This window comes from Jejuibacter sp. L23 (assembly GCF_050815825.1).
In the GTDB taxonomy this organism is placed as follows: Bacteria; Pseudomonadota; Gammaproteobacteria; order Enterobacterales; family Enterobacteriaceae; genus Jejubacter; species Jejubacter calystegiae.
Window position 1 is genome coordinate 1,282,615 of record NZ_CP138199.1, and the last position, 25,944, is coordinate 1,308,558.

Consider the following 25,944-nt stretch of genomic DNA (forward strand, 5'->3'; position numbering starts at 1 on the left):
AAAGCATGGAGGCCGTGCGTTAACTGTTATGCAGATTGAGGGTGATGATATGGTAGTGGAAAAGGTCTTTTTTGTTTTCATGAGCCTTCAGTATTTCAGATGATTAGAATGCAATAGCTTTACCCTGTCAAACGTCCTGCTACTCAAAATGGTTTCAGATGTATATTAATTGTGCTTATATAATTATTCTTATCGGAGGCGGGAATGAGTTTTTCTGATATAAAAAAAAGTGTTTCAGATTCAGTGTTTGGGGATTCTGAGAAAATTTTCCTGCTTATTGATCCAACATTAGAAAGTTATCAATCAGTACAGGATTTTTATCAACTGGTTACTGATGACGATATCCATCGTGTTGCTTTTTCTCACCCGGAACTTGACGGTGCTTTGGAACTATGGCTTATACCATTGGATAAGAATAGTGCACAAAACATGAGACTATTTGATGCCAGCATTGAATGTGCATTAAATGAGATTAATCCTGATAATATTCGCTCGGGTAAAGGGCGGAGCATATGCTCATGGATATCGACGAAATTAACTATCGGACAGCTTTCTGAATATATATCCAGACTGGCCGTTCAGAAAGTTAAGGGGAAAGGCGATGTCCTTATGCGTTTTTTTGATCCGGCTGTGTTTAGCTTCTTGTTCATCATACTGGATACATGGCAGCGACAGCAGATTTTAAATAATATTGACGCATGGGGTTATATTGACGGTGATGGCAGGCCTCAGGTAATGAGTGGTGGCGGAGAGTCTCATCAAAAATTAAATTACTCTCTGGGGCTGACCCCTCTGGATTTATCTAATCTTGGCTATATATCCAGGATGAATAAAATCCTTCTGCGCTACAGAACATTGATAGGAGGTGCTGAAATTACGGAGCAACAAGCCGCTGAGTTATTGTATCCGGCACTGCATTATTTTTCCGATAATTATTATTTAGGTGATGATGGGTATATCGATTTCGGTATTAATGTACTTGTTAAGCGGGAAAGGTTTCCATCTTATTTTAAAAGAGAGAGAGAGATCTCTCGGAGTTTAAATGAGACTTTACCCCGCTACAAAACGATGGAGTGATTACTTCACTATGGTGATACGTTCTGGAGCAAAGGTATGAGCTGGCCTGTTCGGATTATTTTACCTGAAGAGCCTGTCCCGGTAATAAGATGGAAATGGTGGGTTGGCGTTCTGCTTTGTATCCTGATGCTTATAGCACTGGCGGGGGTAAGTATACAACTGATTGACACATCAGAACGTAAGGCTTATGGACAATGGATATTATTTGTTCTGGTGGTTAGTGTCGGTTGCTATTTTTTGCTTGTGGCGCTTAGAGTATACTTTTATGGCATGCGCCTGACAGCCAGTGAGGCCTATAAGAAGGAATCGCTACTGTTAAAGCAGACATGGACTCGTTGGGCAAGTAAATCGGTTATCGTTTCAACTCATCATCTGTTTGTGCCTGCTGAAATTTCACTGCAGAAAATTGTTTCTGAGAAGCCTGTTGATGTATATAAGGGGCAATCCCTTAAGTTAAGTGATAATGATTATACAGAAGAGCAGGTTTTTTATGAGTTGCTTTCATCAATCAGAGTGACACTTAAAGAACTCTCTACTATCTGCACCTTTGATGTTATTTTTTTATATGAGAGTAGTTACTCATCATTCTCACTTTTTAAATCGTGTTGGTCGCGGATAGGACTTTCGGAAGAAAAACTGACTGATAATGCTTGTTTTTCTGTGGGGAATTATGCGGACTGCTTTGAGAAAATTGTAGGTAGTGAAAGCAACAGGGTTTCTGTTGTGATTTCAATTAATATTGAGGGGAGGGAGGCTGACATTGAGTTGGGAACAGAGTTTGCATCGATTACGCTAATGTCCTCACGTAATTATTTTACTGAATCTAACGACTGCAATGCTATTCTTCGCCCGATGATATGTCGCATAGTAGAGGTCGAGGAAGCGCTGTCCCGAATGAAAACGTATCAACCTGAAATTTGTAATGTTTCCAGTGTGTTTTTTAGTGGTATGCCTGCCGGGGATATCATGGCTATTAATGATGTATTATATAAGTCTTTTTCTAAAGAACTGAAGTGGCAAGATTTAAACATGGCTATGGGGAATCTGGCGGGTGAGCATTTAGGCTTGGTTTTGCCATTTGCTCTTTATTATGCAAATTTCACTAAAAAATCTGTATTGATGATATCTAAGTTAAAGGATAAGTGCATTATTAATGTGGTGAAGCCTGTTTTTATTAATAAGGAGACCGAAAATTGAAAGCTTCAGTAACATGGAGAGTTATTGGTTTGGTTTTCAGTCTGCTGATATTTGGCGGGCTAGCCTATATTTTCTGTTTTAACTTCGGAGAATCGTTCGGCTGGGTAACGACCAAAGAAAAAACCACTCTTTGGCTTTTGGTTATGATGCTCTTCGTCATTTTTCTGGTGTTACTGAATGTGGGTATCTGGTCTTATCAGAAAGGTTTACGCTTTAGCTCAAACACCATGATTGATGAGGAACAAAGCTCAATTAACGTGGCAACAGGCAAAAAATCGAAGAAAGAAAGGGAACCCGTCAGAGTACATCTTCATCGTCGCTATGGATGGTGCTGGCGCCGCAAAGTCCGCCTGCTGCTGGTCACCGGCGATGACGCCGCCATTGAACAACTGGTACCCGGCCTGCAAGCCAACCAGTGGCTCGAAGGCAACCGCACGGTACTGATTTACGGCGGCCCCCTCTCTGCTGAACCCGATAACGAAAAATACACCGCCCTGCGCAGACTGCGCCGTACCCGCCCGCTGGATGGCATTATCCGGGTGCTGGATGCGCAGCAGAGCCTGACGCCGCAACTGAGCGACAGCGACCTGCGCAGCCTGGAAAAAATTGGCGATCTGTTGCGCTACCAACCGCCGGTCTGGCTGTGGCAACTGGGTGAAAGCGACTGGTCGCAGGAAGGGCGTGCATCTCAGGCCGTGGGAATTACGCTTGCGGCGCGGGCGGTGGCGGATGATGTGGCCACGGCCCTTGATGGACTGCGACCGCAGCTGCGCGAGCAGGGGCTGGCCCAGGTGGCGGAAAACCGCGCCTTTGATTTCCTGCTGCGTCTGGCGCAGCAGCTGGAGCAGGGCGGTAGCGAGCGCTGGAAAAAGGCGCTGACGCCCTGGCTGCATGGCGCGCAGCAGCGCGTTGTACTGCGCGGCCTGATGTTCAGCCTGCCGGAAAACAACAGCGGTGAAGAGACAAAGGAAAACGCCTTTCCGGCGTTGCATCAGCATGCCCTGACGCTCTCAGACGCCTGGCAGGGTGTTCTGAACGATCTTCCCCGCGCCCGTGGTCGCCGGGTCGGCATGCCCTGGGAGCATACCCTGGCTGTGACCCTGATGGCGCTTATTGGTCTGTGGGGCGTGGGTATGCTGCTCTCTTTTGTGGCCAACCGTCAGCAGATTGTGACGGTGGCCGATAAAGCCCACGCGCTGGTCGCAGGACCGGCAGTATCGGATGCACAGCTGACCGCACTGCATGAACTGCGTAACGACGCCGGTCGCCTTCAGCATCAGATCCGGGAAGGGGCGCCCTGGTATCTGCGCTTTGGCCTGAATCATAATCATCCGCTGCTCGCCGCCATGCTGCCCTGGTACGGGGTAGCGAATAACCGCCTGATCCGCGATCCGGCCAGTGAAGCCCTGGTCAGGCATCTGACGCAACTGGTGAACTCGGCGCCCAACAGCTCCGGGCGGGCAGCGCTGGCGAAGCCGGGATACGATCAACTGAAGGCCTGGCTGATGATGGCGCGTCCGGATAAAGCGGATGCCGCCTTCTATGCACAGACCCTGAAAACGACGCAGCCTGAGCGTCCGGGGATCTCCACCGGACTGTGGCAGAGCCTGGCGCCGGATCTGTGGGCCTTCTATATCGCTGAACTGCCCCATCAGCCGCAGTGGAAAATTAAACCGGATACGGCCCTGGTCAGCCAGAGCCGTCAGGTGTTGCTGCAGCAGATTGGGCGCCGCAATGCCGAAAGTACCCTGTATGAGAACATGCTGAAGTCGGTGCGCCGCAACTTTGCGGATGTCTCGCTTGAAGATATGACCAGCGGTACCGATGCCCGCCGCCTGTTTGAAAGCCAGGAGGTGGTGCCCGGCATGTTCACCCGCCAGGCATGGGAAGGGGGGATTCAGAAGGCTATCGAAAAAGCGGCCAGCGCCAGGCGCGATGAGATCGACTGGGTACTGAGCGACAGTCGGCAGAGCGTATCAGCCGATATCTCGCCGGAAGCCCTTAAGGCCCGTCTGACGCAGCGCTATTTCGCTGATTTTGCCGGCAGCTGGCTGGGTTTTCTGAACAGCCTGCACTGGGTGCCGGCGCAAAATATTGCTGACGTGACCGACCAGTTAACCCTGATGAGTGACGTACGCCAGTCGCCGCTGATCGCCCTGATGAATACCCTGGCGTGGCAGGGGCAAACCGGCCAGCAGGGTGCGGGTTTGTCTGACTCCATCATAAAATCGGCTAAAGAGCTTATTGGCACCCGGGATAAACCGGCCATCGACCAGCATGCTACGGGGCCTGTTGGTCCGCTGGATGGCACTTTCGGCCCGCTGTTGAGCCTGATGGGCAAAAATCCGGCCGGCAATGTGATGGCGGCCGACAGCAGTCTCAGCCTGCAGACGTATCTGACGCGGATTACCCGGGTCCGGCTGCGGTTGCAACAGGTGGCGAACGCCTCCGATCCGCAGGAGATGATGCAGACCCTGGCGCAGACGGTGTTTCAGGGCAAAAGCGTCGACCTGACCGATACCCAACAGTATGGTAGTCTTATTGCCGCCAGCCTGGGCGAAGAGTGGAGCGGGTTCGGGCAGACGATGTTTGTTCAGCCCCTGAGCCAGGCCTGGGAAACCGTGCTGCAACCTTCAGCCGCCAGTCTGAACGATAAGTGGAGCAGGGCCGTCGTCAGTAACTGGAATACCGCCTTTAACGGCCGTTACCCGTTCGCGGCCAGTAAAAGCGAAGCGTCGCTGGCGATGCTGGCGGAGTTCATCCGCAAGGATACCGGACGTATCGAACGTTTTCTGACCCTTGAACTGGGCGGGGTATTGCATAAAGAGGGCAGCCAGTGGGTGGTGGATAAAACCCACAGCCAGGGACTGACCTTTAATCCGGCCTTCCTCAAGGCCGTTAACCAACTGAGCCAGCTGTCAGATATTCTGTTTACCGACGGCAGTCAGGGCATCAGTTTTGAACTGCAGGCAAGGCCCACGCCTGACGTGGTGGAAACCAATCTCACTATTGATGGCCAGAAGCTGCGCTACTTTAACCAGATGGCGGAATGGCAGGCGCTTCGCTGGCCGGGTGAGACCTATAAACCCGGCACCATGCTGACCTGGAGCACCACCCGTGCCGGTGCCCGGCTGTTTGGTGACTACAGCGGCACCTGGGGCTTTATCCGCTGGCTGGAGCAGGGGAAACGCCAGCGTCTGGACAACAGTCAGTGGATGATGAGTTTTACCACGCCGGATGGAAGGATGCTGCAGTGGGTGCTGCGTACTCAACTGGGCAACGGGCCGCTGGCGCTGTTACAGCTGCGCCATTTTACACTGCCGGCTCAGATTTTCAGCGTGGATGCCGGGGTTGCCGCTCAGGCCCTTGCCCGGGAAACGGACGATATTGATATGGATGGAGTGGAATAATGGCCGGGTTACAGAGCCTGATTGCCGCCTGTCAGGCTGATGAAGAGACGCTGTTACAGCTTGCGCAATCCGATGTAAACGCGTGGCAACGCTGGCTGATGCCGCTCGGCGACGCGGCGCCCGCCGGGGAAGATCCCGGCTACGATGACGATTTTCAACGTATCAGGGAAGAGGTTAATCAGCTCTCCGGCATTGATACCGGACTGATTTGTACGCTTGCTGAGAAGTTGCTGACGCAGACCAGTAAAGATATTCGGGTGGTCACCTTCTATATCTGGGCGCGTCTGCATCAGGACGGCGAAGAGGGGCTGGCTCAGGGGCTGACGCTGCTGGCAGGGATGATGCAGCGCTTTGGCGCTCAGCTACATCCACAGCGCGAACGCAGTCGCAAAAGTGCGCTGGAGTGGCTGGGCAGCAGTCGGGTACTCGACAGTCTCTCGCTGTACCCGGAAGTCGATCCGGCCATGATGCGCCGCATTACCGGGGCATTACTGCTGGCAGAACAGGCGCAGGCGTCATCGGATGAGGCAAATCGCCCCCAGCTTTCGGCGCTTTACCAGGCGCTGGAAACACGCCTGGCGCAGAGCGGTGGTACCGACAGTCTGGTGCCCCAGACCAGTCGCGAGGAGAAGGCGGGAACCCTTTCCGCCAGCGATAACGTCCCCGTTGCCAGTACGGTGAAATCGGGGCGCGATCTGCTCGATCAGTCCAGAATGCTGGCCAAATATCTGCGCGACCAGCCCGGAGGCTGGCTGGCCGGGCATCATCTGATAAAAAGCGTGCGCTGGGATACCTTAACGGAGCTCCCGCCGCTGGACGCCAGTGGGCGTACCCGCCTGGTTCCCCCCAAGCCCGACCACCGGGCCCATCTGAAACGCCTGTACCTTCAGCAAAGCTGGCTGGAACTGCTGGAGCAGGCAGACAGCCTGTTCGCTCAGGGTGTTAACCATCTGTGGCTGGATGTGCAGTGGTACATCTGGCAGGCGCTGCAGAAAACCGATGGCGATGCGGTCAGGGCGGAAATTATCAGCCATGACCTGCGGGGGCTGCTGACGCGTCTGCCGGGGCTGGAGGCGCTGGCGTTTAATGACGGCACGCCCTTTGCCGATGAAGTGACGCTGGGCTGGATAAGCCAGCAGGTGCTGGACTCTCCTGGTGCCTGGCATGATGAACCGGTTAACGCGGTTTCGCCTGCGGACGACGATATTCTGAGTCTGGAGCCGGAAGTGCTGGCCCGGGCCGACAGCGATGGATTCGAAGCGGCGCTGGGCTGGCTGCAGGCCCGACCGGGCCTGGCTTCTCCCCGGGAGCGCTGGCTGCTGCGGCTGCTGATGGCCAGGGTGGCGGAGCAGTATGGGCGTAATGAGATGGCCTTACATCTGTTGGGCGAGCTGGACGGCAGCGCCCGTGATCTGACTCTCAGCCAGTGGTCGCCGGAGATCATCTTCGAAGTCAAAGCCCGACGCCTGAAGCTGCTGCGCACCAGAGCGGCCCGCAGTGAGGCAGACAAAAACCGTCTACAGCCAGAAATGGAGCGGCTACTTTCCGGACTTATCGCCATCGACCCGGCCCGCGCCGCGGTGCTGTGCGGTTAACTTTCTCTCTGGTGTTACCCATTCATTAAACGGAAAAAATAATGGTACCTGATGTAAAGGAACGGCGTCCTATTGCGACGCGTGAGACTCGCTGGGCACAGAGTTGCGCCCGCTGGTTAAAGGAAAAGGGCGTTATGCCCGATCATATCTCTTTTGCCAGTATGGGATGTGCGCTGGTATCTGGCATGTGCTTTTTATTCGCCTTTTATTTCCCGGGAACGTGGGCACGCGGGGGCATTCTGTTGCTGGCGGCGATTATGATTCAGGGCAGGCTTATCTGTAACCTGCTGGATGGCATGGTGGCGGTTGAAGGTGGAATGGGCAGCCCGGCGGGGCCGGTCTGGAATGAACTGCCGGATCGCATTTCGGATTCATTGATCCTTCTGGGGGCAGGCTATGGCCTGACGCTGACTCCCTGGGGCGCGACGCTGGGGTGGAGCGCGGCGCTGCTGGCGTTAATGACGGCGTATCTGCGCCTGCTTGGCGGCACCTGTGGCCTGAAGCAGCAATTTTCAGGGCCGATGGCGAAGCAGCAGCGTATGGCCGTATTATGCGTCGCCGCCGTTCTGGCTATCTGGGTTCCGCCGCAGTGGGGGCAGTGGCTGATATTGAGCTGTCTGGTTGTGATTAACGCTGGCGCATTAATCACCTGCTGGCGACGTGGCAGAGCGATTATTGAAGCCCTGAATCTTCAGGAGGGGCGCCATGCAGAATAACAAGAAACAGCCATTGGACAGCCGATTCGTTGCCGCGGCTCTGGTTCGCCTGTGCCGCCTGCTAACCGGAGTTCGCGCCCGCTGGCTGGCGCCAGTTCCGCAGCAGAAAGTCAGGATCTATTATGCCAACCATTCCAGCCATCTGGACGGCATGGTGATATGGGCCAGCCTGCCCGCTCATCTGCGCCCGCAGGTGCGCCCGGTGGCCGCGGCGGACTATTGGTTAACCACTAAAATCCGCCGTTATATCGCTCGTCGGGTCTTTAATGCGGTACTCATCAGGCGCCGCTCATCAGCCCGGAAGGATGAATCCTCAGAGAACGCCCTGGCGCAGATGAGCGTTCCGCTTCAGCAGGGGGCATCGTTGATCCTTTTTCCTGAAGGGACCCGGGGATCAGGGGATGAGATAGCCGAATTCCGTAGCGGTATCTGGCATCTGGCCCGTATGAATCCGGACGCCGAACTGGTGCCGGTTTATCTCGAAAACCTCAATCGTGTTTTGCCGAAAGGCTCCCGTCTGGTGGTGCCTGTTCTCTGTTCTGCTGTATTCGGCGAGCCGGTCAGTCCGTTACAGCCGGAGGAAGAGAAACAACAATTTTTACTGCGGCTCAGGGATGCGCTGGAGGCGTTGAAAGCATGAATTTTCAGGATAAGTCACTCGTTATACTGCTATGTGGCCTGTTTTCGCTATTGCTGTTGGCCAGTATTCTGGGAATGGTAATTGCCAGAGTGAAGGGTAACACCCCGGTTATTGAAAATCTGAATGCGCGCATTCGGGCCTGGTGGGGTATGTGTATTCTGTCCGTGGCGGCGATGTGGTTCGGCCCTGTTGGATCGACGCTGCTGTTTGCCGTGATGTCGTTTCTGGCGCTGCGCGAATGTATTACCTTAACTCCGACCCGGCGCGGCGACCATGAGGCGCTGTTCTGGTGTTTCTTTATACTTCTGCCATTGCAGTATCTGCTGGTCGGCATGCAGTGGTACGGTACGTTCGCCATTTTTATTCCGGTTTACGCGTTTTTATTTATCCCGACCCGAATGGCGCTGGCGGGAGATACCTGCCATTTTCTTGAGCGGAGCGCCAAAATTCAGTGGAGCATGATGGTGGCCGTTTACTGTATCAGCCATGCGCCGGCGCTGTTGATGCTGCCTGTCCCTGGTTTCGAAAATCAGAATATCAAGCTGCTGCTGTTCCTGATGATTGTGGTGCAGATCTCGGATGTGCTGCAGTACGTTTTCGGAAAACTGTTTGGTAAAACCGCCATCGTTCCCCGCCTGAGTCCGAATAAAACCGTAGAAGGGTTTGTCGGAGGGATCGCCAGCGCGACGCTGGTCGGAACATTACTCTGGTGGATTACGCCTTTTACCCCCTGGCAGGCTGCGCTGATCTCCCTGGTTATCACCCTGCTGGGATTCGCTGGCGGCCTGTGCATGTCGGCCATTAAGCGCGATCGCGGCGTGAAAGATTTTGGCGCCATGATTGCCGGCCACGGCGGAATGATGGATCGGATTGATTCACTATGTTTTGCCGCGCCGGTGTTTTTCCATCTGGTTCGTTTTTATTTCACCTGAATTTTCCCCTGTCAGCGAAAAGAAAAATTATGGATGACTTAACCCTGCGTTATTACGACGCTGAAATGCGCTACCTGCTTGAAGCCGGTGAAGAGTTCGCCCGGGCGCATCCTGAACGCGCCGCCATGTTGGGGCTGGACAGAGCCGGGGCGCGCGACCCTTACGTTGAACGCCTGTTTGAAGGTTTTGCCTTTCTGATGGGGCGGCTGCGGGAAAAGCTGGACGATGACCTGCCTGAACTGACCGAAGGGCTGGTCAGTCTGCTGTGGCCGCATTACCTGCGTACTATTCCGTCGATGTCGGTGGTGGAGTTCACGCCGGACTGGCGCGAAATGAAAGAGAAGATGCGCATCGCCAAAGGCTTTGAGGTGCTGTCGCAGCCCATTGGCGAAAAGCAGACCCGCTGCCGCTACACCACCATCCGCGAGATGGCGCTCCAGCCGCTGTCGCTGGAGCAGGTGCGTTTAACCACCGATCCGGACGGTCGCTCCGTGGTGAAGCTACGCTTCGCCTGCAGCGGGCTTGCCGACTGGAGTCGCATCGACTTAAGCCAGATTTCGCTCTATCTGAACGCCGATGCGCCGCTGGCCTGCGCCATGCATGAAGCCTTTACCATGAATGTCGCCCGTATGTGGTTGCGCCTGCCGGGCGACGCCGACAGACGGCCACTGGAAGGCTACTTTACCGCGCAGGGGTTTGGTGACGACGATAGTCTGTGGCCGAAAGGCAGCAGCAGCTTCAGCGGTTATCAACTGCTGCTTGAGTACTTCACCTTCCGCGAGAAGTTTATGTTCGTTGGCCTGAAAGGGCTGGATGGGGTGAACTTCCCGGAGCAACTGCCCTGGTTTGAGGTAGAGGTGGTGCTGGAAACGCGCTGGGAGCATGACTTTACCTTCAGTGAAAAGCATTTGCGCCTGAACTGCGTGCCGGTGATTAACCTGTTCCCGCTGGAATCCGATCCGCTGACGCTTAGCGCGCTGCAGACCGAATATCTTCTGCGTCCGATGCGCCTTCAGGACGGACATACCGAAATTTATTCGGTGGATTCGGTGCTCTCTTCCAGTGGCCAGACTTACGTGCCGTTTTCCAGCTTCCGCCATAAGGGCGGCATGCTGCGCCACGATGCGCCCGAATATTACTACCACACCCGGGTGCGGCGCGGGCCGTCCGGGCTACATAACACCTGGCTGATTCTTGGCGGCGAAGCCTTTGATAACCATACCGTGCCGGATAACGAAAGCCTGTCGCTCACCCTGACCGGCACCAACGGCCAGCTACCGCGCCGGGCGCTGCAAAGCACCGTGCTGGATACGGTGATGAAAACAACCTCTGCCAGTATTCGGGTCCGTAACCTGTGCGCCCCCACGCTGCCCTGTTATCCGCCGGATCGGGACCGTTTCCACTGGCGGGTACTCAGCCATCTGGGCAGTAATTTCCTGTCGATGATGGATAACGCGGAAGTCCTGCGTGGCACCCTGGCGCTGTATGAATGGACCCACAGCGAGATGAACCGCCGTCGGCTGGAGGCCATTATCGACGTTTGCCACAGTGAAACGGAACGTTTTGAACAGGGGCATCTGCTGCGTGGCGTACAGATTGAGGTCACGCTCGACAGCCACGGTTTTGCCGGGCATGGGGATATCTGCCTGTTTGGCGAAATGCTGAGCCGTTTCTTTGCCCTGTATACCGATATTTATCTGTTTAACCGCCTGATTATTATTCTGCAACCGACCGGAGAGCGCCTGGAATGGGAAGAGAAGCACAACCGCCGCATTCCCGGCTGAATCCCCGGCTGGAAGCGGACCTGACGCGGATAAATTTTTACCGCTTCTGCCAGTTACTGGAAAAGAGCCAGCCGCAGTGCCCACCTCTGGGGACAACCAGCCGTCCGCAGGACGACCCGGTACGGCTGGTTCCCCATCCGGGCATGGGCTTCCCGGCCAGCGAGCTGAAAGCCGTTGACTATGACGACGAGGATGAGACAGCTGCGCCACGGGTGCGTACCACCTTCATGGGGTTGTATGGCGTCGATTCGCCATTGCCGACCGCGTATCTGGATGATATTGCGCAGGGCCGGGAAGGGCATGAGGCGCTGCAGGGGTTCCTCGATATCTTTAACCACCGCATCCTGACCCAGTTTTACCGGATCTGGCGTAAGTACTCCTACCCGGCCACTTTCGAGCCAGGGGGGCGGGACGCCATATCGCAGTCGCTGTTGGGGCTGGTGGGGCTGGGTATTCCGGGCACGGCCAACCATATCGCCACGCCGGTTTCGCGTTTTCTGGCATTGCTGGGGGTACTGAGCCAGCCGGGAAAAACTCAGGAAGGGCTGCAGGCGCTGGTTCATCTGCTGGCGCCGCAAACCCGGGTGTGCGTCAGGCCCTACTGTCTGCGTCCGGTCTCCGTTGGTCAGCCGCTGGGATTCCAGAGCGGAGACGTTTTTTTACTGGACGGGAACGGGGTTCTGGGCGACGAGGTGATGGATACCAGCAGCCAGTTGCTGATTGATCTGACCACCGACTGCGATCGGGAAGCAGGAAGCTGGATGCCGGGTAGCCAGCTGTATCAGGACTTTATGGTGATGCTGCGGGTTTATTTGGGCTGGCGTTTTAAGGCCCGTATCAGGCTGACCGTCAGTACCCGTTTGCTGCCTGTGCCCGCGCTGGGTGAAGCCCCGTTCTGGCTGGGAATGAGCGGCGTACTGGGTGTGGAAGAGGGAAGCCCGCCTGATAATGACATCCCGCAAACCTTTACCACGGAACTGGGTTGCTACAGCGGCCTTCAGCCCGCAACCAGTACAAAAGGAGCACGACGTGTTACGTATCAGTTTGACTAAATTCGTATTGCCGCTGATGGCGCTGGGGCTGTCAGGTTGTGGTCTGACCCAGAGTGTGACTGATGGCGCAAAATCGGCCGTTAGCGCGGTTTTCTATAAACAAATCAAAGTACTGCACCTCGATTTTGTGGGGCGTGAGGCCCTGAATACCGATGCCCGGGAGAGCAATTCCAGCGCCCAGCCGCTGGTTCTCCGGGTTTATCAACTGCGGGATCGCGCCGCCTTTGACAAACTGGTCTACCAGCAACTGCTGAAAGAGGACGAGACGTTATTGACCGGTGACCTGCTGGCCAGTCGCGATGTGATCCTGAAGCCGGGCAACGCCGCCATTCTGGATATGCCTATGGATGAGAAGGCGGCGTATGTGGCCGTGGTGGGGCTTTTTCGCCAGCCGGATATGGGCAGGGATAACTGGAAGCTGGTACTGGAGCGTAATGAGCTGGAGCCGGATAAAGCGCGGGTGCTGGAAGCCGGGAGCAATGGCCTGACGCTGTTGCCGGAGAAAAAATAATGCCCCACGATCATAACGCCCCCTCCCTCTACGAAACCCTCTTCGGCAACTTTAGCGGCGGTCTGGATCTGCATCAGGTCAGCGAGGAAAACCAGGTGATCCTGTCGGTGCTGGACAATATGCAGCGCATCCTCAACTGTCGCGCCGGTACCCTGGCGCACCTGCCGGACTACGGCCTGCCGGATATGACCAAAATCCTCCAGGGGATGCCCGGTACGGCGCATCAGCTAATGACTACGTTCTCTGACGTGCTGCTGAAATATGAGCCGCGCCTGAAACGTATTGAGGTGGTGATGCTGGAGCAGACCGTGCCCGGCGAGCTGCGTTACGCCATCGACGCCGAGCTGAAAGGCGTGGGTCTGGTGCGCTATGGCACCGAATTTATGCCGGAAGGGCGGGTGCTGATCCGCCATCTGAAGCAGCAGCAGTTTCTTGACCGGCAAACCCGGTTTTAAGGCGTTTTCTTCGATTCTGAATGATCGGGTAAATCATGTCAGCAAAAGCGCAGTTTCTGAAAAAGCTTCAGGCCAGCCAGGCGAAGCCTGAAAGCCGGGGGCTGGCGGATATTGCGGAATTCCGCCAGCGAATGATCCAGCTTCAGGAAACTATGGAGATCTGGCTTGAACAGACCGGCATCCGGGTGGAGAGCACCGTAGTTTCTCTGGTGGAACTCCTTCTGGGGGCCACGGCATTTCGCATTTCCGGGATCCGAATCCATTATCAGGGCCGGGTAGTATCCTTCATCCCCTCATTTTTGTACGGGCAGGGGGTCACCGGCTGTGTCGATATTACCCTCCATGTGGAAGAAGAACGCACGTCTCTGGGGCGCCTGTTTATGCGCTCGCGTGATGCGTCTGACTGGACATATATGCCGTCTGCTTCTTCGGGGGGCCACAGGCTCGGGTTCTGTGAGTCTGTCTTTTTTGAATTGCTGGGTAGCCTGCTACCACAGTGATGGAATAACGGTGGAGCAGGGCGCGTTTTCCTGCAAATATATCTATGGACAGTCCTGAAATGAAAAAAACAGCCCCCTTACAGATTCAAACCGGTGGCGATCCCCGCCTGCTACCCGACTATTCTGCGCTGCGCGACGAACTGGCGAAGCTGAACCATCCGGCCCGGCCGGATGTGGACTGGCAGCGTGTGGAGCAACTGAGCCTGTCGCTGTTTCGCCACAATGGCGTCGAACTGCAAACCGCGTGCTGGTACACGCTGGCCCGTACCCACCTTGCCGCTATGGCCGGGCTTAATGAGGGGCTGGCGATACTGGATGTGCTGATCACCCGTCAGTGGGGGAAGATGTGGCCGCAGCCGGTCCATGCCAGAATGGAAATCCTCGCGGGGTTCAGTCAGCGCCTGCAGAAACTGATGCGAACGCTGGCGCTACATTATGCTGACCTGCCTCTGATTTATCAGGCTGAAAAACATCTGAACGTTCTGTGTGAGGCGCTGCAGCGTCTGGAGCTGAGGCATATCAGCCAGCTACAGGGATTGTGCACCTTTATGCAGAACGCAGCGGCCCGACTGGAGAATACCGACGGGAGCGAAACAGAAGAGGCGGCGGTTAGCCTGCCGGCGACCATGGCAATGACGTCCACTCCGGAGCCTGCCGCCGCCTCTGGACCTCTGGTCTACACCGCCCATGAAGCGCCCCCCGTCGCGCGGGTAGTGACGGCAACATCGGCTCCGCCACGTGGACGTTCCTGGGGGGCTTTTATTGCCGGTATGCTGACCATGCTGGTGGTGGGGGGCGCCGGGCTGTGGGGCTGGCAGGTTATCCACCCGACGCCGGACATACCGGTCCCCCGGGTCGCCAGTGAAGCCTCGCTGAAGGATTTGGGGCAGCTTCCGCCGTTGTGGCGCCAGGATTATGGCTTTGTGCTGGCGGCCCGGGCTAATCCCGGAGAAGCCGGAAAATTGAAAGCGCAGTGGCAACAGTATATCGATGGAAACGCGCTTCCGGCTGAAACGCTGTCCGGCTGGCATCAGGGAATGGAGGGGTTACAGGAACTCACCCGCCGTCTGAATGCGCTGGATGAACGTCGGGGGAAATACCTGACTGGCTCTGAACTGAAATCCATGGTGTTTACGATAACCCAGAATTTTGGGCGCACGGTACCGGTTGAAGAGCAACTGCGACAGCTGGGCCTGACCGGAGCCGGAACACCGTTGCCGGAGGCATTGCTGTTACAAACGGATATGCACATTAATCAGTTACTGAATCGCTATATGCTGATAAAACAGCAGGCAACTGCGCCGTAAAATAATTCATCCTGGTGCGGACTGATACAATCGGTACAGATATGCAGTGTCAGGATGTTGTCTGATGGCAAAATCCTGGCCTTTCTGGACGAAGCGAGCGTGCGGTCTGGATGATGGCGAACAAGTTGAACCTGGTCCAGGGGCGCGATCTGTGGGATTAAGCCGTGTGATGTTGATTTTTTCAGAACCTCCTGGCAGACGAATAACATCGATACACCCTTAGGGTGTCCGGTATTTCCGTGGCGATATAAAAAACACCCCTGATAATCCTCCTGAGCAGGAGCATGGCGTTATCAGGGGTGTTTTTTTATGGGCAGGAGCGTAATAACCAGCGATCGCCCTGCTCACTCTCTCAAATGGGTTTGCATCAGGAACTCCAGCAGCTCCGTCTTACGGGTGGGCGTCATGCAACGGAACAGACGCGTGCTATAGCGAGCCGTGGCGGTGAAATAACGCTGGTAGAAGTGGCGTACGGTGCGGCCGTTCATACTGAGTCTCCCTGGTCGTTTTCTGTAGCCTCAGTATGGCGATAAAAGGGGAGTTTATATATTGATGATTTTAATCGATTGACTTCCTCTTTTATAAAATGCGAATAATCATATCTTATTGAAAATAATTAATTTTATATCATCCCTATGCCAGCGCTTCTCCATGATAAACGAGTGTGATAACTATCTTACTGATTTTATTATGCTATCTGGAAACATTTCTGTTCCTCAATTATTTACTCATCATTTCCTCTTTAACAGTGGCGCAAAACCGTGAACCTGCTCTAAAACGGCGGTGGAAGACTTTGCTATTTTTAGGGTTAATTTATTGTGAATGAAATGTGATATGCTTTCATTTGAAGGTTTTATGGGCATTACCCCGGAGGTGTTTATGGATTATTCATTCGCGTCATCGGTATTACCTGTTGATTATAAAAAGAATATCGTCGAGATGAAGCGGGTGCTGCGCACCCAAATAGGAGATGTGGAGGCCCTGTTTGAACAGGTATGCGCTGTCGTTGAAAGGGAGATTGCCGATGCCCGGGCTCAGGAAGCGGAAACCGGCAGCGCCTGGCCTGAGATCGAGCAACAGCAGCTTATGGAAGGCGGTATCACTGAACAGCAGAAAGCGTTAATCCAGCGGCGCGGCTGTGTGGTGGTTCGCCAGACATTTCCCCGGGAGCAGGCGCGGGCGTTAGACAAGGCCATGATGGACTATCTGGACGATAACCATTTCGATCGGCAGTACCGGGGGCCGGGGGATGATTTTTTTGGCTCACTGGCGGCATCCAGACCGGAGATCTTCCCCATTTACTGGTCCCCCTCGCAGATGCTGGCGCGTCAGAGCCCGGCCATTGCCCGGGTACAGTCTTCCCTTAACCGTCTCTGGACTTTCGAATCACCGCAGGGGCGCTGGTTTGACCCGGATAATAATATTATTTATCCGGATCGGATTCGCAGGCGACCGCCGGGGACCTGTTCGCAGGGGCTGGGAGCGCATATCGATTCCGGAGCGCTGGAGCGCTGGCTGTCGCCCGCATATCAGAAGGTGTTTGCCCGTATCTTTGACGGTCGGCTGGCGGAGTACGATCCCTGGAATGCCGCATGGCGACCGCAGGCGGATGAATATCAGATGGAGAATACCACCACCTGTTCGGCGTTTCGTACCTTCCAGGGCTGGACGGCGCTGTCGGATATGGAAACAGGGCAGGGGTTGCTGCACGTGGTTCCCACACCGCTGGCGATGGCGTATATCCTGCTGCGTCCGCTATTGAGCGATGTACCGGAAGATGAACTGTGCGGCGTGGCGCCGGGCAAAGTGCTGCCGGTGTCGGCACAGTGGCATCCGCACCTGATTAACGGGCTGTGTTCGATCCCTTCCCTGCAGGCCGGGGATTCGGTGTGGTGGCACTGCGATCTGATACACGCGGTAGCGCCAGTGGAAAATCAGCGGGGGTGGGGTAATGTGATGTATATTCCCGTGGCGCCCATGTGCGAGAAAAACGGGCAATACGCGCAACGGGTACGGGAAGCTTTTGAACGCGGCGCTTCACCAGCGGATTTTCCATCTGAGGATTATGAAATAACGTGGGAAGGGCGCTTTACCGCCGGGAAACTTAATGAAATCGGGCGTCGGGGATTAGGCATGTAACGAACCCCGGTATGGCGGATGCCTGTTATTCATACAGGCGTCTGCCGTGGTGAAAAAGGACCTGGATTTTTCTGCAGAATCTTTTTGTTTATAACATGGTCTCTGATAAGTGTTTATGGAAGAGGTCAGGAGAGATGTGTGAGTTAAATCCTGTAAATTATTTATAGTTTGGGTTTTTTCTGGTTTTGGTGTTTGGTTGAGTGTGAGTTTTTTATGTAACTTAATCTAATAACTTTTTAGTGGAAACTATTTGATATGAAAAAGACGCAATGATGTTCACATCAATTTGAAGTAGGGAAAAATCTTATTTTATCGTTGTTCTTAAGAAACGAACGGCAGCATAGTGACCTGGTGTTATTTTGATTTTTTTAGACTTATGGCAGTTCATGCAATAAATTATCGGTGTAATACTTGACCGCCCCTTCCGGGAGAGTTAAAACGTTTCCTGTAAAAATGACACTACATCTTTTTTCATCAAATTTTTCTACAAGGAAGCAGAAAAATGGGGCAACCCTGCACGCTTGTGCGGAAATATAGCGCCGCTATTTATATCCTGATAGCATTTCAGGTAGCGGCCGCGCCGGACGAGCGTATATTTAACCAACAGCAGCAACATCAACGTACTCAGCGCGACGTTGTGGAAGAACAACTCGCGCCCCGGGCGCCGGATATTCATTTGCAGCAGACATTGCCGGATGTCGATGGCCCTTTCCCCGAAGAATCTCCCTGTTTTACGTTAAAGCGCATTAGCCTGACAGGCGGCGAGGCTTTTCCCCACTGGCTACCGCTCCAGCGCATTGCCGATGGCGGCGTAGGACGCTGCCTGGGGGTTAACGGCATCAACCAGCTAATGGGTCGTATTCAGAACCGTCTGATCGAACACGGTTGGGTAACTTCGCGAGTGCTGGCGCCGCAGCAGGATCTGCGTAGCGGCGAGTTGAAACTGACTCTGGTGCCCGGGCGAATTCGCCATGTCCGCTATGCCGATGGTTCCGACGCCCGCGCCCTGTTGTACAGCGCGATGCCGGCCCGGGAGGGGAAATTACTGGATCTGCGCGACATTGAGCAGGGACTGGAAAATATGCAGCGCCTGCCGGTAGTAGAGGCCAGTATGGAGATTGTGCCGGGCGATAAACCAGGCGAAAGCGATGTCGTTATCTCCCGTCGTCAGCAACGGCTCTGGCACGTCAATGCCTGGCTTGATGATTCCGGAACCGAAAGCACCGGGCGCTATCAGGGCGGAATGATGCTGGCGCTGGATAACCCTCTGGCGCTTAGCGATCTGCTGTATGTATCCGCGACCCATGATTTGGGCTTTAAGGGCGAAAAAGAGACCAAAAGCCTGAGCGGCCACTATTCGGTGCCTTTTGGATACTGGCTGTTTGATATTAACGCCGGTAAATCGGACTACGTTCAGACCGTGGCCGGGCAGGCCGGTGATATTCGCTATTCTGGTAAAAGCGAAAACCTGAACGCCGGGTTGAGCCGGGTGATTCAGCGTGGGAGCGCCAGTAAAACCACCCTGCGCTATGGCGTGCTGTGGCGTGAAACCCGCAACTTTATCAATGATACCGAAGTGGAAGTGCAACGTCGGCGCACCAGCGCCTGGCAACTGGGGCTTAATCATCGTCACTACATCGGCAACGCCACATTCGATGGCGGCGTCACTTTTCAGCGCGGCGTGCGCTGGTTTGGTGCCATGCCTGCTTATGAAGAGCTGAGAGAAGGCGATGACTACGCGACCGACCGGGCCAAAATTTTGACCTGGAGTGCGGCGCTTAACTGGCCGTTTGCCATTGGCGAACAGCGTTTTCGTTGGCAGCTCAACTGGCTACGTCAGACCTCTACCACGCCGCTTACGCCTCAGGATCAGATATCTATCGGTAACCGCTGGACGGTACGCGGATTTGACGGAGAGCGCACCCTGAGCGCCAGCCATGGCTGGTATCTGCAAAATACTCTGGCCTGGCAGACACCAGTGCCGCAGCAGGAGTTCTATCTGGGCGCTGACTACGGAGAAGTGGGCGGCAGCAGCGATGGTTATGGCCTGATTGGCCGCCATCTGGCCGGCGCTGTCGCTGGGGTGCGCGGCAATATCGCGCCGCTAAGCGCCGGCTATGACCTGTTTGCCGGAATACCGCTGTCCAAACCTTCCGGTTTTAAAACCGATCCGGTGACGCTCGGCTTTAGCCTGAGCTGGCAATACTAGTTTCTTGCTCCTTTCAGGGAGAGACAGGGAGTCTGTATGAATAAGTTATGTTATCGCATCGTCTTTAACCGGGCGCGCCGGATGCTGGTGGTGGTTTCTGAACTGGCCAGAGCTCACGGCGGTGCCTGTGGTGGCGGGTCAGGCCGTCGGGGGGGCAGTCTGTGCGCCAGAATTACGCCGCTTAGTTTCGCGTTGTGGCTGGCTTCCGGGCTGGTAGGCGGCGCGCAGGCGGCAGGTATCGTTGCCGATAAAGGCGCAGCAGGGCATCAGCAACCGACCGTCGTTAACGCCGCCAACGGATTGCCGCAGGTTAATATTCAGACACCGAACGACAAAGGTCTCTCCCATAACAAGTTCAGCCAGTTTGATGTCGACAAACGCGGGGCCATTCTGAATAACAGCAGCGTCAACACAAAGACCCAGCTTGCAGGCATGGTGGCGGCTAACCCCTGGCTAGCCAAAGGCGAGGCGAAAGTCATTCTGAATGAAGTCAACAGCCGCAACCCCAGCCAGTTAAATGGTTTTGTGGAAGTCGCCGGAAAAAAGGCCGATGTGATTATCGCGAACCCGGCGGGTATTACCTGTAGCGGGTGCGGTTTTATCAACGCGAATCGTTCCACTCTGACCACCGGCGCCAGCCGCATTGAAAACGGCCAGCTAAAGGGCTTTGACGTTGAAGGCGGGCAGATTCGCGTAGAAGGCGGCGGTATGAACGATCAGAGTGACTACACGCAGCTGATCGCCCGTTCTGTGACCGTGAACGCCCGGTTGCAGGCCAATAATTTACAGGTGACTACCGGGCGGAATCAGACCGATGTTCAGGGCAATGTTACCCGGGTGAAAGCGGATGACGGCCGGGATAAACCCGCTTTTGCGCTGGATGTGGCAGCGCTTGGCGGTATGTACGCCGGAAAAATCGCGCTGGTAGGCACCGAGCGAGGCGTCGGTGTGCGTAGACGCCGACGCCGTAGAGAACGGCGTAGCGCCTGGCGGTCAGGCTGCCGGTAGCGGCACGGTATCGATTAATGGATCTTCCGTTAGCGGCGCCGGCGAACTTCAGGAATCGCGGCCGGGCGGCATTACCGATATTCCGATCAACCTTCCAGGTACCGACAGCGAACTGGTGGCGCGTAGCGTGGCGCCTGATACTGAACTTCCCGACAACAGCCTGTTTGCGGTGCATCCCGGAAGCGACAGCCGCTGGCTGGTAGAGACAGACAGCCGTTTTACCGACGGTAAAAAATGGCTCAGCAGCCAGGATATCTGGGGCGATCAACTGCATAAACGACTGGGTGATGGTTACTATGAGCAGCGCCTGGTGCGTGACCAACTGATGCAGGCGACCGGTTCGCGTTTCCTGCCGGGCATGAATGATGACAATGAACAGTACAAATGGTTGCTGAATAACGGCAAGGCCTTTGCTGAAAAGTATGGGCTGACGCCCGGCGTGGCGCTGAGTCAGGAGCAGATGGCGCTACTGACCAGCGATATGGTCTGGATGGTGAATCAGACCGTCACCCTGCCGGATGGAAGCCAGGAGGTGGTGAGTGTCCCTCAGCTCTATGTGCGGGTTAAGGCGGGAGACTTAAGTGGCGGCGGCGCGCTGCTTTCCGGCGACCAGGTCCAGTTGGTTAGCAGCGGTGATGTCACTAATAGCGGTACCATCAGCGGACGTGAAATGACGCAGATCAGTGCCGATAACCTGACCAATCAGGGCTTTGTACAGGGCAAGTCGGTCACGGTGCTTGCCGATAACGACATTATCAACAGCGGCGGTACGCTGATGGCCGGGGACAGCCTGACGCTGCAGGCGGGGCACGATATTATCAGCCGCACCGAAGGCGGCAGCGCAGGCACCGAAGCCTGGCTGGGGCGGAGCGCCGGCATTTACGTTCAGAACGATAAAGGCGAGCTGGCGCTGAAGGCGATGAATGATATCACCCTGACGGCAAGCGAGCTGATTAACCGGGGCCAGGAGAGTACGACGCAGATTATCGCCGGGCGCGATTTGAACCTGGATACCCAGCGCCTGAGCCATGCCACTGACTATACCCGCGACAGCAAGCGATACGATCGTACGCTGTCCACTCAGGAAGCGGGAAGCCGCATTGATGCGGGCGGGGTGCTTGCGATTGCCGCAGGCCGGGATATCAACGCCCGGGCGGCGGAGATAAGCGCGGGCGATGCGTTAACGGCGCAGGCCGGGCGTGATATTAATCTGACCAGCGGCGAAGCCACTTACGATCACGAGGGGCGCAGTAAATGGACCAGCTCCGGTTTCCTGTCGAAGACGAAGCATGAGCTGTACGGCAACACCTCGCAGCGCGAAGCGCAGAGCACGACGGTGAGCGGTGACAGCGTCCAGATGCAGGCCGGTCGGGATCTGACGGTGCAGGGCAGCAATGTGGTGGGCACCGGCGATGTGAGTCTGGCGGCGGGGAATAACCTGACCCTGACCACGGTGGAAGAGGCGCAGCACGACACGCTGGTGAAGCAGAAGAAAAAGTCGGGGCTGATGAGCACCGGCGGTATCGGGTTTACGGTGGGAAGCCTGAGCCAGAAGGTGAGTACCGAAAGCGACAGTAATATTCAGAAGGGCAGCACCGTTGGCAGCAGCGCCGGGAATGTTTCGCTGAGCGCCGGGAATCTGGCCTCGGTTCACGGCAGCGATGTGGTGGCGGGTCAGGATATCAGCATTACCGGTCGCGATGTGGCGATAACGGCGGCGCAGAACAGCCATACGGAGCTGACGAAGACCGAGACGAAGAGCAGCGGGTTGACGCTGGGACTTTCGGGGTCGGTGGGCAGCGCGCTGAACACGGCGACGCAGCAGGCGCGGGCGGCAGGTAAAGAGGATGATGGCCGGCTGGCGGCGCTGAAGGGGACTCAGGCGGCGCTGACCGGCTATCAGGCGGCACAGGCTGGCAGGCTGGCGGCGGTGTCGGACGATAAAAAGGACGGTAATACCGTCGGGGTAATGCTGAGTTACGGCAGCCAGAAATCGACGTCGGAAAGCCGGCTGGAGCAGCGTACGTCCTCCGGAAGCACCTTAACGGCGGGCCGGGATATGACCATCCGGGCTACGGGAGACGCCAGCGGTCAGGGAGGCGATCTGGTGGTGCAGGGCAGCCAGCTGACGGCGGGGCGCGATATGGCGCTTGCGGCGAACCGGGATATCAGCCTGAGTTCGGGGCAGAACAGCGAACAACTGAGCGGCAGCAATAAGAGCAGCGGCGGCAGCGTGGGTGTGGGTATCGCGGTGGGCTCGGGCAGCGCCGGTTTTACGGTGTCGGCGAGCGTTAACCAGAGCAGGGGAAGCGAGAAGGGTAACGGTCTGACGCATACGGAGACCACGGTGGACGCGGGGCGGCAGGTGAGTCTCAGCAGCGGGCGGGATACGCTGTTGCAGGGTGCCCAGGTGAGCGGGGAGTCGATAAAGGCGGAGGTGGGACGCAATCTGACGATGCGTAGCGAGCAGGACAGCGACCGCTATGATATGAAGCAGAGCAGCAGCAGCGCCGGGGCGAGCGTGACCTGGGGTGCGGGGGCCAGTGGTTCGGCGAGCGTGAGCGCCAGCCGTGACAAGATGCACAGCAATTTTGATTCGGTGCAGGAGCAGACGGGACTGTTTGCGGGTAAGGGCGGCTTCGATGTGACGGTGGGCGAGCATACGCAACTGGACGGGGCTGTGATAGCCTCGACGGCAGCGCCTGAGAATAACCGTCTGGATACGGGAACGCTGGGCTGGCGCGATATCCACAATCAGGCGGACTATAAGGTGGAGCACCAGAGCGCGGGGCTTTCCACGGGCGGTAGCGTGGGGGACCAGTTTCTGGGCAATGCGGCGAGCAGTCTGCTGGTGGGGATGAACGGAGAGGGGCATGACAGCAGTACCACGCATGCCGCCGTGAGTGGCGGGGCCATCACCATCCGGGATAAGGATAAGCAGGCTCAGGATGTGGCAGGGCTTTCCCGGGACACCGAGCATGCGGCGAATGGTCTGAGTCCGATATTTGACAAGGAGAAGGAGCAGCAGCGGCTTCAGGAAGCGCAGCTTATCGGGGAGATAGGCCGTCAGGTGGGGGATATCGCGACAACGGAAGGGACTATCGCCGGGATGAAGGCGAAGAAAGACCCGGAAGCCCTGGCAGAGGCGAAGGCACAGCTGGAGCGTGAAGGAAAACCGTTCAGCGATAAGGATGTGGCGGAGCGTGCCTACAACAATGTGATGCAGCAGTTTGGTACCGGCAGCGCGTTGCAGCAGGGAATTCAGGCGGCGACGGCGGCGGTGCAGGGTCTGGCGGGAGGCAATCTTGCTCAGGCGATAAGCGGCGCGTCGGCGCCGTACCTGGCGGAGCAGATACACAAGCTGACGGAAGGTAATCCGGAAGCGAAAGCGATGGCGCACGCGGTGGTGGGTGCGGTTACTTCCTGGGCTGCGGGTAACAGCGCGGCGGCGGGAGCTGCCGGTGCGGTGACCGGTGAAGTGATGGCGCAACTGGTGATGGGGCAGCTTTATCCGGGCAAGAAGGTCAGCGAGCTGACAGAAACGGAGAAGCAGACCATCAGCACGCTGGGCACGCTGGCGGCGGGTCTGGCGGGCGGACTTGCCGGAAACAGTACGGCGGATGCGGTGAGTGGTGCGCAGGCCGGGAAGAATTCGGCGGATAATAATTATCTGAGTAATATCCAGAAGGCTCAGAAGAAGGAAGAACTGGCGGAATGTAAGACAGTTGCCTGTAAAGCTCAGACAGAAGCGAAATGGACGGCGATTGATTTGGGGCAGGACGGCAGCTTTGCGGCGGGTATGGTGGCCGGGGTTCCGGCAGGTCTGTATGATGCTGTGGACAGTATCGTGAAAACTGCCAGCAGTCCGCTTGAAACCTACGCAGCGCTGAAATCGCTGTTTAACAGTGGTGATGTGTTGGGTAATGTATCGGATGCGGTGAAGCAATCCTATATTGATCGTATTGATCGAATGGAAGCGGAGTACCAGAGAGCCGGGGCCAGTGGATCGTTTAATGCCGGGGTTGAAGGCGGTAAGCTGGTCACGGATATAGCCGGATTGTTGGCTGGCGGTGCTGGCGTTGTGAAAGGTGGCGCGTTACTGACGGAGAAGGTTGTAGCGAAGGTTGCAGGTAAGGCTGAATCAGCAGTGGCAAAAGCTGGCGCTGATATAGCTAAAACAGGAACCGTTTTTGATTCAATCAAAGGTACTCAGTCTGTGTATCCTGGTTCAGTCATTCCAAAATCTTTTGAAATATCATTACCAAACGGTCAAAAGATATGGGTCCACGGAAATGCTACCGAGCATATGGCAGAATATGCGGCATCAAAAGCCGTTACGCAGACACCTGAAGCGGTAAGGCTAGCCAGCCAGGAAGAGTTAAGAAGCTTTCAGTCTGCTTTAAATACTGCAACGAAAAATAACATACCATATGGTGAGAGAATTACTGTTGATGGCTGGCAGTTGGAAATTAAACCGCCTCGTGCTGCTGGTGAGTTGCCAACAGTTATCCATGCTCGTTACTTGGGAACACATTAAATGGATATAGAAATTAGTAATCCTATACGTATTTCTCTGGATGTTGTGGAGCTTGACGAACATGTTCCATCACTGAAGTTTAGTATTACGATCCAGGTGAAAAAATTTAGCTATAGTTCTGAGATAAACTCTCAACTATGGATAGAATGTCAATGTTTTGATGCATTTATTGATAGTATGAGGAAGGGTGATACAGCAGTACTTAAAGATATGAATGATTTTTTTGAATTACGAGTAAACTCTGATCAAGGCTGGCTTGAGTGGTCATGTGCCAGAGAAGATCTTGAAGGAAATGTTACATCAGCCCAAGGCAAAGAAAAATTAACTGATCAATCGAAATGCACATTATATGAGGCATTTAGCAATTATCCTAAGTGGTGGTAAATCAAGAAAGAGTCCCGCCCTTACCGGCGGGATTTTACTTATATACCAGTCAGTTACCGCCCTGCCGCTGTGGCTTACTGATCACCTCGACCAAATCCGTGACCTGACGCTGCTTGTGGGCGGAAAGCTTACTGGCTTTACGCAGCGCCTGCATCAGTTTCGGTTTCTGCACAGGTTCCTGAGCGGTGAGCACTAGGCAGCCCGGCATGACCCGGACCTTGAGTGCCGTGCCGGTTATAAATCCCGCGTCATCGAGTCAGCCGCCCTTAAGGGTGATGATTTTTCACTGGCGGAAAATGCTTTTCACTGAGGAGTCAGGGAGTCATATGTTCATACGGTGGAATATTCCGTTCACTTTGCGTTTCTTTTTCATATGCCAGTTCCGGCACCGGTGAACGGGTAAGGAGGCTCAAGCGCCGCCTCCTTACAACCTGGCTTTCCGGCGTGAAAATCGCCCTTCGGGTATAACCCGGCCCATCCCTGGGCCGGGT

18 protein-coding genes and 2 pseudogenes are annotated in these 25,944 nt (G+C 55.5%); 18 read left to right on the forward strand and 2 right to left on the reverse strand.

From position 1 onward, the window contains the following. Positions 1-204: 204 nt before the first annotated feature. From SCU88_RS05870 to SCU88_RS05930, 13 genes are all read left to right on the forward strand, one after another. The gene (locus tag SCU88_RS05870; protein WP_175339439.1) at positions 205-1,077 is read left to right on the forward strand and encodes a DUF4123 domain-containing protein; all 873 of its coding nucleotides are present in this window, start codon (positions 205-207) and stop codon (positions 1,075-1,077) included. Between the two features lie 36 nt (positions 1,078-1,113). Next, the gene (locus tag SCU88_RS05875; protein ID WP_175339440.1) at positions 1,114-2,274 is read left to right on the forward strand and encodes a hypothetical protein; all 1,161 of its coding nucleotides are present in this window, start codon (positions 1,114-1,116) and stop codon (positions 2,272-2,274) included. 143 nt (positions 2,275-2,417) lie between these two features. Further along, complete coding sequence (locus SCU88_RS05880) at positions 2,418-5,684, forward strand: ImcF-related family protein (RefSeq protein WP_431810095.1); 3,267 nt, start codon at positions 2,418-2,420, stop codon at positions 5,682-5,684. Further along, positions 5,684-7,279, forward strand: a complete 1,596-nt coding sequence (gene tssA, locus SCU88_RS05885) for a type VI secretion system protein TssA (protein ID WP_138096090.1) — start codon at positions 5,684-5,686, stop codon at positions 7,277-7,279. The genes SCU88_RS05880 and tssA overlap by 1 nt, the downstream gene beginning before the upstream one ends. 134 nt (positions 7,280-7,413) lie before the next feature. Beyond that, positions 7,414-7,995, forward strand: coding sequence for a CDP-alcohol phosphatidyltransferase family protein (locus SCU88_RS05890; RefSeq protein WP_431810096.1), 582 nt, complete (start codon positions 7,414-7,416; stop codon positions 7,993-7,995). After that, entirely contained in the window at positions 7,985-8,635 is a 651-nt protein-coding gene (locus tag SCU88_RS05895; protein WP_175339443.1) for a 1-acyl-sn-glycerol-3-phosphate acyltransferase, read from the forward strand. The genes SCU88_RS05890 and SCU88_RS05895 overlap by 11 nt, the downstream gene beginning before the upstream one ends. Next, positions 8,632-9,567 (forward strand): phosphatidate cytidylyltransferase, encoded by a 936-nt coding sequence (locus SCU88_RS05900; RefSeq protein WP_175339444.1) that lies wholly within the window; start codon positions 8,632-8,634, stop codon positions 9,565-9,567. Before SCU88_RS05895 ends, SCU88_RS05900 begins: the two co-directional genes overlap by 4 nt. 29 nt (positions 9,568-9,596) lie before the next feature. Beyond that, on the forward strand, positions 9,597-11,351 hold the full coding sequence (gene tssF, locus SCU88_RS05905) for a type VI secretion system baseplate subunit TssF (RefSeq protein ID WP_175339445.1): 1,755 nt from the start codon (positions 9,597-9,599) through the stop codon (positions 11,349-11,351). Further along, a complete protein-coding gene (tssG, locus tag SCU88_RS05910; RefSeq protein ID WP_175339446.1) occupies positions 11,315-12,403 on the forward strand; it encodes a type VI secretion system baseplate subunit TssG in 1,089 nt (362 codons plus the stop codon). Before tssF ends, tssG begins: the two co-directional genes overlap by 37 nt. Beyond that, the gene (gene tssJ / locus SCU88_RS05915) at positions 12,381-12,914 is read left to right on the forward strand and encodes a type VI secretion system lipoprotein TssJ (RefSeq protein WP_175339447.1); all 534 of its coding nucleotides are present in this window, start codon (positions 12,381-12,383) and stop codon (positions 12,912-12,914) included. The genes tssG and tssJ overlap by 23 nt, the downstream gene beginning before the upstream one ends. Beyond that, entirely contained in the window at positions 12,914-13,369 is a 456-nt protein-coding gene (tssE, locus tag SCU88_RS05920; protein ID WP_175339448.1) for a type VI secretion system baseplate subunit TssE, read from the forward strand. Before tssJ ends, tssE begins: the two co-directional genes overlap by 1 nt. Before the next feature lie 35 nt (positions 13,370-13,404). After that, a complete protein-coding gene (locus tag SCU88_RS05925; RefSeq protein WP_175339449.1) occupies positions 13,405-13,869 on the forward strand; it encodes a hypothetical protein in 465 nt (154 codons plus the stop codon). 59 nt (positions 13,870-13,928) lie between these two features. Further along, complete coding sequence (locus tag SCU88_RS05930) at positions 13,929-15,176, forward strand: VasL domain-containing protein (RefSeq protein WP_175339450.1); 1,248 nt, start codon at positions 13,929-13,931, stop codon at positions 15,174-15,176. Between the two features lie 344 nt (positions 15,177-15,520). Here SCU88_RS05930 and SCU88_RS05935 read toward each other — a convergent pair whose 3' ends face one another. Beyond that, entirely contained in the window at positions 15,521-15,664 is a 144-nt protein-coding gene (locus SCU88_RS05935; protein WP_168198783.1) for a hypothetical protein, read from the reverse strand. A 391-nt stretch (positions 15,665-16,055) separates the two neighbouring features. Between SCU88_RS05935 and SCU88_RS05940 the strand changes: the two genes are divergently transcribed. The 5 genes and pseudogenes from SCU88_RS05940 (at position 16,056) to SCU88_RS05960 (ending at position 25,453) form a co-directional block, all read left to right on the forward strand. Then, positions 16,056-17,315, forward strand: a complete 1,260-nt coding sequence (locus SCU88_RS05940; protein ID WP_175339948.1) for a YbiU family protein — start codon at positions 16,056-16,058, stop codon at positions 17,313-17,315. A gap of 502 nt (positions 17,316-17,817) precedes the next feature. Beyond that, positions 17,818-19,524: a ShlB/FhaC/HecB family hemolysin secretion/activation protein gene (locus tag SCU88_RS05945; protein WP_175339451.1), complete on the forward strand. Its 1,707-nt coding sequence runs from the start codon at positions 17,818-17,820 to the stop codon at positions 19,522-19,524. Between the two features lie 36 nt (positions 19,525-19,560). Then, positions 19,561-20,478: pseudogene (locus SCU88_RS05950) on the forward strand (filamentous hemagglutinin N-terminal domain-containing protein); the annotation flags it as partial. 544 nt (positions 20,479-21,022) lie between these two features. After that, positions 21,023-25,069: pseudogene (locus SCU88_RS05955) on the forward strand (hemagglutinin repeat-containing protein); the annotation flags it as partial. Then, on the forward strand, positions 25,070-25,453 hold the full coding sequence (locus tag SCU88_RS05960; RefSeq protein ID WP_175339454.1) for a hypothetical protein: 384 nt from the start codon (positions 25,070-25,072) through the stop codon (positions 25,451-25,453). Positions 25,454-25,502: 49 nt separating this feature from the next. On the opposite strand, the gene SCU88_RS05965 is transcribed toward SCU88_RS05960, so the two are convergent. After that, positions 25,503-25,625 carry a hypothetical protein gene (locus SCU88_RS05965; protein ID WP_431810097.1) on the reverse strand — a complete coding sequence of 41 codons (123 nt, stop codon included), beginning with the start codon at positions 25,623-25,625 and terminating at the stop codon, positions 25,503-25,505. Positions 25,626-25,944: the final 319 nt, after the last annotated feature.